Here is a 12,486-nt window from a genome sequence, read left to right on the forward strand (position 1 = left end):
ACAGGATTTAGGGAACACGAGACAGTCCCACCGATAATCCGCTCATCCCGGCGAATGCCGGGACCCAGATGGAATGGCTTTGAGGCTGACGCCATGAGCGCTGAGCCTGTCCAGTCAGCCTCCCAGCCATGGGATCTGGGTCCCGGCATTCGCCGGGATGAGCGGTTCAAGAGGGGAAACGACAGATGATCCGAACCGCCCTGGCCCTGACCCTGGCCCTGTCCGCCACCGCCGCCCAAGCCGCGCCGCGCGAGGTCCCGGCCTTCCCCGGGGCCGAGGGCGCGGGACGGCTGTCGCTGGGCGGCCGCGGCGGGGCGGTGATCAAGGTGACCAACCTCGAGGATTCCGGCCCGGGCAGCCTGCGCGCCGCCGTCGAGGCCCAGGGCCCGCGCACCGTGGTGTTCGAGGTGGCCGGCACGATCCCGCTGAAGAGCGAGCTGAAGATCGCCAACGGCCGGATCACCCTCGCCGGCCAGACCGCCCCGGGCGGCGGGATCACCCTGCGCGACCACACCCTGGTGGTGGCCGCCGACGACGTGGTCATCCGCTTCATCCGCTCGCGCCTGGGCGACGAGAGCAAGACCGAGGGCGACGCGATCTGGATCAATTCCGGCCGCCGGATCATCCTGGACCACGTCTCGGCCAGCTGGTCGGTGGACGAGACCCTGTCGGCCAGCGCCCGCTACGACAATCCCGGCCAGGGCTTCCATGATCTCACGGTGCAGTGGTCGATCATCGCCGAGAGCCTGCGCCACTCGATCCACGCCAAGGGCGACCACGGCTACGGCAGCCTGATCCGCGGCGGCAACGGCTCCAAGATCAGCTTCCACCACAACCTGTGGGCCAACCACCTGGCCCGCATGCCGCGCCCGGGCAACTACGACGGGCCCGACAAGGACCCGGTCGGGGCGTTCTTCGAGTTCCGTTCCAACGTCTTCTACAACTGGGGCAAGGGCCACGCCGGCTACGACGCCGACAAGGCGGCCCTGGCGGCCTACAGCTTCGTCGACAACGCCTATGTCATGGGCCCCGACAGCGAAAAGCCCATCGCCTTCAACGAGAGCAACAGCCTGGCCAAGGCCTGGTTCGCCGGCAACAGCATGAACGGCCAGGTCCCGGCCGATCCGTGGAGCCTGGTCAGCGGCCTGCAGGCCGACGGCTGGCGCCAGGCGGGGCCGATCGAGGTGGCGCCGGTGGCGGCCGACCCGGCGGCCTCGGCCTACGAGCGCGTGCTGAAGGACGCCGGGGCCAGCGTGTTCCGCGACAGCGTCGACGCCCGCGTGGTGGCCGGGGTGCGCGACAAGACCGGCAAGCAGATCGACAGCCAGAAGGAGGTCGGCGGCTGGCCCGTGCTGCCGGCGGGCAAGGCGGCGGTCGACACCGACGGCGACGGGATGCCGGACGCCTGGGAGAAGGCGCACGGCTTCGATCCCCGGAAGGCCGACGGGGCGGCCCTCGCCAAGGACGGTTCGGGCTACACCAACCTGGAGCTCTACCTGGCGGACGCGGCGAAGCGGCGGGGCTAGCGGCTCACCCACTTGCCCCCACCTGACCGCTTCGCGGTCTGTCCGCCCCCATAGGGGGCGGAGGACCTAAGCGCGCGCCCTCTTCCCCCTGTGGGGGAAGACGATCGCGAAGCGATCCGTAGGGGGCAAGTGATCGCCGCGCCGACCTTTGCCCCTGTTCAAGCTTTCCGCTAAACCCGCCCCCATGTCGCACAACACCTTCGGCCACCTGTTCCGCGTCACCACCTGGGGCGAAAGCCATGGGCCCGCCCTGGGCTGCGTGGTCGACGGCGTTCCGCCCGGGATCGCCATCAGCGCCGAGGCCATCCAGGCCTTCCTCGACAAGCGTCGTCCCGGCCAGGGCAAGTTCGTCACCCAGCGCCAGGAGCCGGACGCCGTGCGCATCCTGTCGGGCGTGTTCGAGGACGAGCGGACCGACGGCCTGCGCACCACCGGCACGCCGATCAGCCTGATGATCGAGAACACCGACCAGCGGTCCAAGGACTATGGCGAGATCGCCCAGGCCTTCCGCCCCGGCCACGCCGACTACCCCTATTTCGCCAAGTACGGCGTGCGCGACTATCGCGGCGGCGGACGCAGCTCGGCGCGCGAGACCGCGGCGCGGGTGGCGGCCGGCGCCGTGGCGCGGCTGGTGATCCCGGGCGTCACCGTGCGCGCGGCCCTGGTGCAGATCGGGCCGCACAAGATCGACCGCGCCAACTGGGACTGGGACCAGGTCGAGCAGAACCCCTACTGGTCGCCCGACGCCGCGATCATCCCGGTCTGGGAAGAGCACCTGGAGACGATCCGCAAGGGCGGCTCCTCGACCGGCGCCGTCGTCGAGGTGGAAGCCACGGGCGTGCCGGCCGGCTGGGGCGCGCCGCTCTACGGCAAGCTGGACGCCGAGCTGGCCGCGGCCCTGATGTCGATCAACGCCGCCAAGGGCGTGGAGATCGGCGAGGGCTTCGACAGCGCCGCCCTGACCGGCGAGGAGAACGCCGACCAGATGCGGATGGGCAATGACGGCCCGGTGTTCCTGAGCAACCACGCCGGCGGCGTGCTGGGCGGCCTGTCCACCGGCCAGCCGGTGGTGGCGCGCGTGGCCTTCAAGCCGACGTCGTCGATCCTGATCCCGCGCGAGACCGTCAACGAGGCGGGCGACGAGATCGACCTGCGCACCAAGGGCCGCCACGACCCCTGCGTGGGCATCCGCGGCGTACCGGTGGTCGAGGCCATGACCGCCTGCGTCCTGGCCGACGCCTTCCTGCGCCACCGCGGCCAGACCGGCGGCGGGGCGTTCGTTCCGGGCGTGGACGGGCGGCGGGGTTAACCCTTGCGCGCCTCCGGCCACTCTTCGGGCCGCAGGATCATCGTGGGACGGAGGAAGGGCGATCGGACCCGATCGTAGTCCTGCACGTCAAGATCTCGACAGATGATCTCAAGCAACTCGCCACCCCCGACTTCGGGCGGGGGGCCCTCGTGCGTCTGGCGCCAGAGCTCCAAGGCTTCGCGCTTGATGAGTTCGTCGCGAGACGGCATGGGAAACAATATCCTCCGCCCCTGAGAACTCTTCGCACTGCGACTCGTTCAATTTTTTTTCGTTGACAAAGGGTAATCAAGCACGACCTGGCGTTAATAATATTCTGAATATCGGTCGTGAAGACTCGCCCCCGGACGCCGTGTCGCGATGGGCAAGAACTGAGCCAGCCCCGCATTTCGGAAACCAACGTTTTCCGGAAAAGCTTGAGCATTCAGGTAAATCACCCATTGACCGATTATTTCGGGCTCGTAACGTTCATCCCACAACGACGCGTCGGGGGACGCGTCATTTCGAGCGAGCCGGGGGGCGCGTGCGCTTCGATCTGCTGAAGATCCTTCTGGTCGACGACAATCAGCACATGCGCATGCTGCTGACCGAGATCCTGCGGGCGCTGGGCGTGCGGCAGATCTTCGAGGCGCTGGACGGGGCCGAGGCCCTGCAGCTGATGCGCGACATCGAGATGGACCTGGTCATGACCGACCTGACCATGGGACCGCTGGACGGCATCGACTTCGTCAACCTGCTGCGCAACTCGCCCGACAGCCCGGCCCCGTTCTGCCCGGTCATCATGATCACCGGCCATTCCACCCTGCGCCGGGTCGCCGAGGCCCGCGACGCCGGGGTCAACGAGTTCCTGGCCAAGCCGGTCACGGCCCGCGGGGTGATCCACCGCATCAACCTGCTGATCGAGCATCCCCGCCAATTCATCCGCTGCGCCGACTATTTCGGCCCCGACCGCCGGCGCCGCCCGGACCCGGCCTTCACGGGCCCCTATCGCCGCCAGGGCGATCCGGGGGTGGAGCTCCAGCTGTACTAGCTATTCTTATTCCGCTCATCCCGGCGAATGCCGGGACCCAGATGGAATGGCGGTGTGGCTGACGCCATGAACGCTGAGCGCCTCCAATCATCCGCGCCGCCATGGGATCTGGGTCCCGGCATTCGCCGGGATGAGCGGAGCATGGATAGGCCACACAGCGGCCATCGGACGCGGCGACCCTCGCCTCGCCCCGGGCTAGAAAGCTCGCCCAGTCTCCAGTGAGCTTGCCCCCATGCCGCGTTCCATGTCCCCGCGTCGCCTGCCCCTCCTCCTGACCCTGCTGGCCGTCGCGGCCGGAAGCCAGGGCTGCCTGGCCGTCGCGGCCGGCGGCGCCGTGGTCGGCGCGACCGGGGCCGTGGTCGGGACCACCGCCAAGGTCGCGGTCGGGGCCGGCAAGGCGGTGATCCCCGGCGAAAGCAAGAAGGACCGCGAGAAGCGCGAGTTCAAGGAATGGAAGAAGGCCCAGCGGGACGGCTAGGCGTCAGCGGTCTTCCGGCGCCGAGTCGACCAGGGCGCCGCGCAGCGCCTGGACCTGGTGGTTGAGCGCGACCAGCTGGTCGACCGTCATGCCCGAGCGCCGCAGCAGGGTCTCGGTCAGGCAGCCCGACCGGGCGTAGAGATCGCGCCCCTTCTCCGTCAGGCTGACATTGACCTGCCGCTCGTCGGCAGGATTGCGCAGCCGCCCGACGAAGCCGGCCTGCTCCAGGCGCTTGACCAGCGGGGTGATCGTGCTGGGCTCCAGGGCCAGTCGGTCGGCGATGGCCCCGATCGTCAGGCCGTCGGCCTCCGCCAGGGCGGTCAGCACCAGGTACTGCGGATAGGTGACGCCCAGCGCGTCCAGCAGCGGCTTGTAGGTGCGGTTGATCGCGATCGTCGTGCTGTACAGCGAAAAGCACAGCTGGGCGTCCAGCGGGATCAGGTCGTCGGCCAAGGCGGGTCTCTCCATGCAGGGCGCCCCGAAGCGCCCATTCATCTTTTATCACAAAAAAGCATATCGCGATAAGAAATATCTGGACAAGCGATCCGCGGCACCTTAGCCATATCGTTATCGCGATAAACATTATCGCATTGAGACAACCAAGGGAGATCCGACATGACCTCGTTCCGCAACCTGATCGCTTCCGCCGCCGCCCTGACCCTGGCCGCCGGCGTCGCCGCCACCGCCGCCCCGGCCTCGGCCGCCCCCGCCTCGGCCAAGGCCGTGAAGAACATCGTCCTGGTCCACGGCGCCTTCGCCGACGGCTCGGGCTGGGCGGGCGTCCACAAGATCCTGGTCAAGGACGGCTACACGGTCAGCATCGTCCAGAACCCGACCCTGTCGCTGACCGGCGACGTGGCGGCGACCAAGCGCGTGATCGCCTCGACCAACGGCCCGGTGATCCTGGTCGGCCACTCCTACGGCGGCGCGGTGATCTCCGAGGCCGGCACGGACGCCAAGGTCGCCGGCCTGGTCTATGTGGCCGCCTTCGCGCCCGAGACCGGCGAGTCGGTGCAGTCGCTGATCGCCACCCCCGTCCCCGGCGCGCCGGTCCCGCCGATCCTGCCGCCCAAGGACGGCTTCCTGTCGCTGGACCGCGCCAAGTTCGCCCACGCCTTCGCCGCCGACGTGGACCCGGACGTCGCCGCCGTCATGGCCGACTCGCAAGTGCCGTGGGGCGTCGAGGCCCTGGGCGGCAAGATCACCGTCCCGGCCTGGAAGACCAAGAAGAGCTGGTACCTGGTGGCCGCCGACGACCTGATGATCCCGCCCGTCGCCCAGCGCGCCATGGCCAAGCGGGCCGGCGCGACCGTGGTCGAGACCGCCGGCAGCCACGCGGTCTTCGTCGCCAACCCGGCGGTCGTGGCCAAGCTGATCGAGGACGCCGCCGAAGGCGTCGGCAAGTAGTCGCCGGACGCCCCGCTTCCCTCTCCCCTGGCCTCCGAAGGCGGTCGGGCGAGGGACGAAGAACAGAAACGCCGCGAACAGCCCTTCAGCTGTCGCGGCGTTTTTCGTCTATGCGACCCGTCAGCCTCCGGCCGACACCTACGCCGCCGCGATCGCGCCCGGCAGGTACAGCCGCATCGGGCGCACCTCGTAGGCCCCGCCGGGATTGGCCACGGCCAGTTCGCGGGCGATGGCCAGGGCCTCGTCGATGTCGGCGACGTCCAGGGTGTAGAAGCCCAGGAACTGCTCCTTGGTCTCGGCATAGGGGCCGTCGACCACGAAGGCGGGCTCGGTCTTGACCAGGGTCTTGGCGCTGGTGGTGCCGTTCAGCCGGCCCGACGGGCCCATCTTGCCCTCGGCCAGCAGACGGTCGTGGATGACGCCGAGACGGCCCATGACGGCGTCGTCCTGTTCCTTGGTCCAGCCCAGGACCTCGGTCTCGTTGTTGTAGCAGAGCAGCATGTAGAGCATCGGCGGCCTTCCCCGGCGTCATCGGCGAGGCAGAGATAGGGCACGGGGACGCGGGTTGGAAGAGCGGCGTTTTCCGACACGTGGGCGGATCGCCGGGATCGCGGCGTCAGGCCGGATACGAAACGCTCTGCTCGACCTTGTAGCGCAGCAGCCTCAGCTCGCGCCGGGCCTCGTCGACCGCCATGCGGATGGTGGTCACCGCCGAGCTGTTGGCCGGCGCCCGGTCCAGGACCTGGGCCGCCAGGGTGATGGCGGCCAGGCTCTGCCCCACCTCCTCGTAGAGACCGGCGACGCCCTCGGCGTGCTCCCGCCGGACGGTCGCCAGCCGGACGCGGGCCCGGTTGCGCTCGCGCCGCGCGACCAGCAGGGGGGTCAGGTCCTCGTGGGCGATCAGGACCCGCGCCGCCGGATGGATGATCGTCCTGGCCCGCAGGCGGAAGGTCCGCGCGGCGCAGTGATAGGCCAGGCTGAACCGCTCGGCGCGACCGCCCAGCAGGGCGGCCAGTCCGCGCTCCGCGCGCCCGGCCGTCCGGTCGCCCTGGGCCGCGGCCTTGCGGCAGACCTCCAGGTAGTTGCAGCCGACATAGTCCGAGGTCGCGTCGTTCTGGCGGCCGAACCGCCGCCAGCTGCTGTTGACCTCGATCACCCGCCCGGTCGCGTCCAGCACGGCGACGTGCGCGTTGAGCACGTCGATCCCGTCCCAGGCGCCGGCGGCGTCCCGCCCGTCCATGCCGAAACGCTCCGTTCAAGCCTCGATCGGCTTCAACAGATCATGTCGCGGACAGTCTGCGAATTCGGCCGTTTACGCGGAAGGCCGGGGGGCGAAACCCCTATAGATTCAACGCGCAGCTTTCGCCGATGGTCGGGCGCGACAGCACCACGCGCGACAGGCCCGGGAACTGCGGCTTCAGGCGCTCGGCGAAATAGAGGCAGATGCGCTCCAGGGTCGGGCTTTCCAGGCCGGGGCGGTCGTTGAGCAGGCCGTGGTCCAGCTCGGAGGCGACGGCCTTCAGGGCGACGTCCAGGCTCTCCAGGTCGGCCACCCAGCCGGCGTCCTGCATCTCGCCCTTCACGCTGGCCTCCACCCGGAACGAGTGGCCGTGCAGCTTGCGGTAGCGATGGTCCGTCGGACCTTGCTCGATGTAATGGGCCGCGTCGAAGAACGCAGCCTTCGTGATCTCGAAGACGGGCTTCATCTGTACTTCTTTTGACAGGCCTGGGAGGCTCTAGCGCGTCGACCCTGTCACCAAGTCGAGCGCCTTATCCGTCAGGGCAGGCCGAGATATTTGTGCGTCTGGACGCTTAAACGCCATTGTGGGTGCGAAAGGCAATAGGCGACGGCCAATTGCGTGTTCCTGTCGCGGTCCGGGCCGTCCATCGGCTGCAGGTAGAAGCGCTCGAAATCCAGGCCCTCGAAGCGTTCGGGAAGCGCCTTCTCCTGCGGGAAGACCAGCTTGATCTCCTGCCCCCTGGTCTGCACGACGGGGGCGTCGGCCTTGGGGCTGACGCAGACCCAGTCGATGCCCTCGGGGGCCTCGACCGTGCCGTTGGTCTCGACCGCGATCATGAAGCCGCGGGCGTGCAGGGCGGCGATCAGGGCTTGGTCCAGCTGCAGCAGCGGCTCGCCGCCGGTGCAGACCACCAGGCGGTCGTCCGGCCCGCCGGTCCACTGGGCCTCGATCACGTCGACCAAGGCGTCGGGCGTGGCGAACTTGCCGCCGTTCTCGCCGTCGGTCCCGACGAAGTCGGTGTCGCAGAAGGTGCAGACGGCCTTGGCGCGATCCTGCTCGCGGCCGGTCCACAGGTTGCAGCCGGCGAACCGGCAGAACACCGCCGCCTTGCCCGCCTGGCCGCCCTCGCCCTGCAGGGTGAGGAAGATCTCTTTGACAGAGTAGGTCATCGAGCGATCTCGCCCCCCACCGTTGTCATCCCGGAAAGCGCGGAGCGCTTGTCCGGGACCCAGGTGAACCGCATCGCCTTTGCCCAGCCCCCTGGGTCCCGGACAGCCTCCGCGAGGCTTCCGGGACGACAACTGAAAATGCGAATCTCAGACACCGAGCACGTCCCGTCCCGCCGCGTCCCAGTCCTCGTACCCCTTCTGGCGCAGGTCGCAGGCCGGGCATTCGCCGCAGCCGTGGCCCCAGGCGTGCAGCTCGCCGCGGTCGCCCTGGTAGCAGGTGTGGCTCTCGACCACGATCAGGTCGACCAGGTCCTCGCCGCCCAAGGTCTTGGCCAGGGCCCAGGTCTCGGCCTTGGTCAGCTTCATCAGCGGGGTCTCGACGACGAAGTCGCGGTCCATGCCCAGGTTCAGCGCCTGCTGCATGGCGTCCAGCGTGTCGCGCCGGCAATCGGGATAGCCCGAGAAGTCGGTCTCGCACATGCCGCCGACCAGCGCCCCCAGGCCCCGGCGGTCGGCCAGGGCGGCGGCGTAGATCAGGAACACCAGGTTGCGGCCCGGCACGAAGGTGGACGGCAGGCCGCGCTCGGTCATCTCGATGGCGACGTCGGCGGTCAGGGCCGACTGGGCCACGGCGCCGAAGCCGGTCAGGTCCAGTACATGGTCCTCGCCCAGGCGCTCGGCCCAGTGCGGGAAGCGCTGGGCCATCTGGGCGCGCACCGCCTGGCGGGCCTGCATCTCGATCACGTGGCGCTGGCCGTAGTCGAAGCCGACGGTCTCGACCCGGGCGTAGCGCTCCAGGGCCCAGGCCAGGCAGACGCTGGAATCCTGGCCGCCGGAGAACAGCACCAGGGCGGCCTCCGCGCGGGACGCGCCGGCCGGGGATTGGGGGGAGGTGGACATGGCGCCTCTCTACACGAGGCGCGGGCGGTTGGCACGCCCGACGAGGCCCCGCCCGAGACGGCAAGACCTTGCCGGTTTTCCGCCGTTTCCGCCGCCCGCATGCCCGGAGGACCGGGCCTGGGGGTGTGCGCCTCCCGCATCAGCCTGAAACATTTGTTTCGAACGCTGATATTTGGGCTGTACCTTCAGCGCGAATGCGACACTATGGGCCAAGCGCGTCGGCACGCCGCGTCAAGGTTTCCTGGCCTGAAGCCACGACTGACGTTACGTCAGCCGCCGGACCGACTTTTCTAAATTCGGCGAAAACTTGCATACCCAGAGGTTAATGTGACCCTGGGTAAAGTGAAAACGCGTAACCTATCAATGATTACTTAGCGTGAGGCCGGTTGACAGCCTCAAACGCCAAGTATGCAATCCCCTTATGCTGCGAGGGGTCCGCCGTACACCCGCGTAGTGCTTAAAAGTACGGCGCCGAGGAAACAACAGGCGTCCGCAGGCCCCGCCATAAGGAGCCGCGACGTCCAGGGAGGGAATAGAATGTCGCGATCTCTGCGTATGCGGAGCCTGCTGGCCATGGGCGCGTCCGTGACCGTGCTGGCCGCCGTCGCCGCTCCGGCCTTTGCTCAAACCGCATCGACCCCGTCCGCCCAGCAAGGCGGCGGCAACGTGCTCGAGGAACTGGTCGTCACCGCCCAGAAGAAGGAAGAAGCGCTGCAGGACGTGCCGATCGCGGTGTCGGCCTTCAGCCAGGACAGCCTGCAAGCGCAGAAGATCGACGGCGGCCCGAACTTGCAACAGGCCATTCCGAACGTCACCTTCGCCAAGGGCAACTTCACCAACAGCTTCAACTTCGCCATCCGCGGCATCGGCAACAAGGCCGTGGGCGTGTCGACCGACGCCGGCGTCGGCGTCCACCTGAACAACGCCCCGATGCAGTCGGGCAACCTGTTCGACGCCGAGTTCTTCGACGTGGAGCGCGTCGAAGTGCTGCGCGGCCCGCAAGGCACCCTTTACGGCCGCAACGCCACCGGCGGTCTGGTCAACGTCATCACCGCCAAGCCGACCGACAGCTTCGAGGCCGAGGTCACCGGCGAGGTGGGCAACTACAGCACCCAGAAGCTGCGCGGCATGATCAACATGCCGATCGCCGGCGACAAGCTGGCGATCCGCGTGGCTGGCAACTATCTCAAGCGCGACGGCTACGTCACCAACACCTTCAACAACCACAAGGTCGACGACCGCGACCTGTACTCGACCCGCGTCTCGGTGATGTTCAATCCCATCGAGACCCTGCGCACCAACTTCATGTGGGAGCACTTCAAGGAAGACGACAGCCGCGCCCGCGTCGGCAAGCAGCTCTGCACCAAGGACCTGGGCCCGGCCACCATCGGCGGCGTGGCCACCGGCACCGCCCGTCCGTTCCTGACCCAGGGCTGTCTGCCCGCCTCGCTGTACGGCGACAGCGCCTACGGCACGGTCAACACCTCGGGCACCCTGACGGGCGAGCTGGGCAACCTGGTGGGCTTCACCAGCGGCGACGCCAACCTCGGCGACACCACCAGCCGGAACCTGCGCGAGATCGAGACGCTGTTCGACCCGATCTACCAGTCGAAATCCAACGTCTACCAGTTCAACCTGGAATACGATCTCACCGACGACCTGACGCTGACGTCGCTGACCTCGTACAGCAAGGGCAGCGTCTATACGAAGCTGGACTACAACCGGAACGTCTCGACCGTTCCGTTCAACAACACCCCGTTCACGCCGGGCGGCTTCTTCACCGACCCGCAGGTGGGCACGACCAACAAGTTCACGACGCTGGACGTCTCCTCGGGCAGCTCCGAGCAGTGGAGCCAGGAAGTCCGCCTGCAGTCGAACTTCGACGGCCCGCTGAACTTCAACGTCGGCGGCATCTGGTTCGACTACAAGACGGTCACCGACTACTACGTGATCGGCAACTCGCTGACCATTTCGGCCCTGGCCCTGAACTACCAGAACACGGGCAACCCGAACTGCAGCCCCACGGCCCTGCCCACCAGCTGCATCGGCATCGACACCAACGCCACGCCGGACGGCAGCGGCCACAACTACTATGACAACCGCTCGCCCTATCACCTGAAGTCGAACGCCATCTTCGGCGAACTGTACTGGCAGGCCAACGAGAAGCTGAAGTTCACCCTGGGCCTGCGCCGCACCCACGACGACAAGCGCCTGGACGTGTACGACACCGTGCTGCTGGCGCCGGGCATCGGCCTGACCCAGAGCGCCACCAACCCGCAGGAAAAGTCGGTCTTCAACGAGCTGACCGGCCGCTTCGGCTTCGACTACAAGCTCAGCGACGACAACCTGCTCTACGCCTTCTATTCCAAGGGCTACAAGGGCGGCGGCTCGAACCCGCCGGCGGCGGTCGGCTCGGCCGTCAAGCCGACGTTCGCGCCGGAATTCGTCAACGCCTTCGAAGTGGGGTCGAAGAACACCCTGCTGGGCGGCAGCCTGCAGCTGAACGCCACCGGCTTCTACTACGACTACCAGGGCTACCAGATCTCCAAGATCGTCAGCCGCACCTCGGTCAACGAGAACATCGACGCCACGGTCTACGGCCTGGAACTGGAGTCGGTCTGGTCGCCGGTCCACAACCTGCGCATCAACGCCAACCTCGGCTATCTGCACACCAAGATCGCCGACGGCGTGTCGTCGATCGACACCATGGACCGCACCCAGACCAACCCGCTGTACCAGGTGGTCAAGGCCGGCCCCAGCATCCCGGGCGTGGCCGTCGGCTCCAACTGCGTGGTCGCCAGCGCGGGCATCGCCACGGCCCTGACCGTCAACCCGGCCCTGGGCGCCACCGTCCCCTTCGCCTGCGGCGGCAAGGCCTTCTACACCGCCTTCCTGCAGAGCCGCGGCGTGCCGCTGGTCTTCGCGAACGCGATCAGCAACGCGATGTTCAACTACGGCTCGGGCTACTCGATCGAGGGCAAGGCCGCGGACCTGTCGGGCAACGAGCTGCCCAACTCGCCGCACTGGACCGCCTCGGTCGGCGCCCAGTACACCTGGGACTTCTCGGGCGGCTGGTCGGCCACCCTGCGCGGCGACTACTACTACCAGGGCGAACAGTACGCGCGGGTCTACAACACCGCGTACGACCGCCTGAAGTCGTGGGAGAACGCCAACGTCACGCTGAAGATCGAGAAGCCGGAGTGGGGCTTCCGCATCGACGCCTACGTCAAGAACATCGGCAACGACACGCCGATCACCGACGCCTACACCACCGACGACAGCTCGGGCCTGTTCACCAACCTGATCACGCTGGAGCCGCGCACCTACGGCGTCGCCCTGACCAAGCGGTTCTAGGCCTCGGTCTCGAACCATCGCTCCCGGGGCGACCCGGGAGCGCCCTACCAAGGGCGGCGGAGCGATCCGTCGCCC

At 68.0% G+C, this 12,486-nt stretch carries 12 protein-coding genes; 6 read left to right on the forward strand and 6 right to left on the reverse strand.

Translation table 11 applies throughout. The annotated features are described in order from the left end of the window. Positions 1–185: 185 nt before the first annotated feature. The 4 genes from BR39_RS0103575 to BR39_RS0103595 all read left to right on the forward strand — a co-directional run bounded on the left by BR39_RS0103575 (position 186) and on the right by BR39_RS0103595 (position 4,340). Positions 186–1,526: a pectate lyase gene (locus BR39_RS0103575; RefSeq protein ID WP_029907809.1), complete on the forward strand. Its 1,341-nt coding sequence runs from the start codon at positions 186–188 to the stop codon at positions 1,524–1,526. Positions 1,527–1,710: 184 nt separating this feature from the next. Then, on the forward strand, positions 1,711–2,835 hold the full coding sequence (aroC, locus tag BR39_RS0103580) for a chorismate synthase (protein WP_029907811.1): 1,125 nt from the start codon (positions 1,711–1,713) through the stop codon (positions 2,833–2,835). 520 nt (positions 2,836–3,355) lie between these two features. After that, positions 3,356–3,862 (forward strand): response regulator, encoded by a 507-nt coding sequence (locus BR39_RS0103590; protein ID WP_029907815.1) that lies wholly within the window; start codon positions 3,356–3,358, stop codon positions 3,860–3,862. Between the two features lie 232 nt (positions 3,863–4,094). Further along, on the forward strand, positions 4,095–4,340 hold the full coding sequence (locus tag BR39_RS0103595; protein ID WP_231499391.1) for a hypothetical protein: 246 nt from the start codon (positions 4,095–4,097) through the stop codon (positions 4,338–4,340). 3 nt (positions 4,341–4,343) lie between these two features. On the opposite strand, the gene BR39_RS0103600 is transcribed toward BR39_RS0103595, so the two are convergent. After that, positions 4,344–4,808, reverse strand: a complete 465-nt coding sequence (locus BR39_RS0103600; protein ID WP_029907820.1) for a MarR family winged helix-turn-helix transcriptional regulator — start codon at positions 4,806–4,808, stop codon at positions 4,344–4,346. 147 nt (positions 4,809–4,955) lie between these two features. On the opposite strand from BR39_RS0103600, the gene BR39_RS0103605 reads away from it, so the two are divergent. Beyond that, complete coding sequence (locus BR39_RS0103605) at positions 4,956–5,747, forward strand: alpha/beta fold hydrolase (RefSeq protein WP_029907822.1); 792 nt, start codon at positions 4,956–4,958, stop codon at positions 5,745–5,747. A gap of 138 nt (positions 5,748–5,885) precedes the next feature. Here the strand turns inward: BR39_RS0103605 and BR39_RS0103610 are convergent, their stop codons facing one another. The 5 genes from BR39_RS0103610 to queC all read right to left on the reverse strand — a co-directional run bounded on the left by BR39_RS0103610 (position 5,886) and on the right by queC (position 9,057). Further along, positions 5,886–6,257, reverse strand: coding sequence for a YciI family protein (locus tag BR39_RS0103610; protein ID WP_029907824.1), 372 nt, complete (start codon positions 6,255–6,257; stop codon positions 5,886–5,888). Between the two features lie 106 nt (positions 6,258–6,363). Beyond that, on the reverse strand, positions 6,364–6,987 hold the full coding sequence (locus BR39_RS0103615) for a hypothetical protein (protein ID WP_029907827.1): 624 nt from the start codon (positions 6,985–6,987) through the stop codon (positions 6,364–6,366). A 100-nt stretch (positions 6,988–7,087) separates the two neighbouring features. Beyond that, complete coding sequence (locus BR39_RS0103620) at positions 7,088–7,453, reverse strand: 6-carboxytetrahydropterin synthase (RefSeq protein WP_029907829.1); 366 nt, start codon at positions 7,451–7,453, stop codon at positions 7,088–7,090. A gap of 71 nt (positions 7,454–7,524) precedes the next feature. Then, positions 7,525–8,157 carry a 7-carboxy-7-deazaguanine synthase gene (gene queE / locus BR39_RS0103625; RefSeq protein WP_029907830.1) on the reverse strand — a complete coding sequence of 211 codons (633 nt, stop codon included), beginning with the start codon at positions 8,155–8,157 and terminating at the stop codon, positions 7,525–7,527. Positions 8,158–8,304: 147 nt separating this feature from the next. Then, on the reverse strand, positions 8,305–9,057 hold the full coding sequence (gene queC / locus BR39_RS0103630; RefSeq protein WP_029907832.1) for a 7-cyano-7-deazaguanine synthase QueC: 753 nt from the start codon (positions 9,055–9,057) through the stop codon (positions 8,305–8,307). Positions 9,058–9,594: 537 nt separating this feature from the next. Between queC and BR39_RS0103635 the strand changes: the two genes are divergently transcribed. Next, positions 9,595–12,411 carry a TonB-dependent receptor gene (locus BR39_RS0103635; RefSeq protein WP_029907834.1) on the forward strand — a complete coding sequence of 939 codons (2,817 nt, stop codon included), beginning with the start codon at positions 9,595–9,597 and terminating at the stop codon, positions 12,409–12,411. Positions 12,412–12,486: the final 75 nt, after the last annotated feature.

The sequence above is a fragment of the Caulobacter sp. UNC358MFTsu5.1 genome, from assembly GCF_000712075.1.
Classification (GTDB): domain Bacteria; phylum Pseudomonadota; class Alphaproteobacteria; order Caulobacterales; family Caulobacteraceae; genus Caulobacter.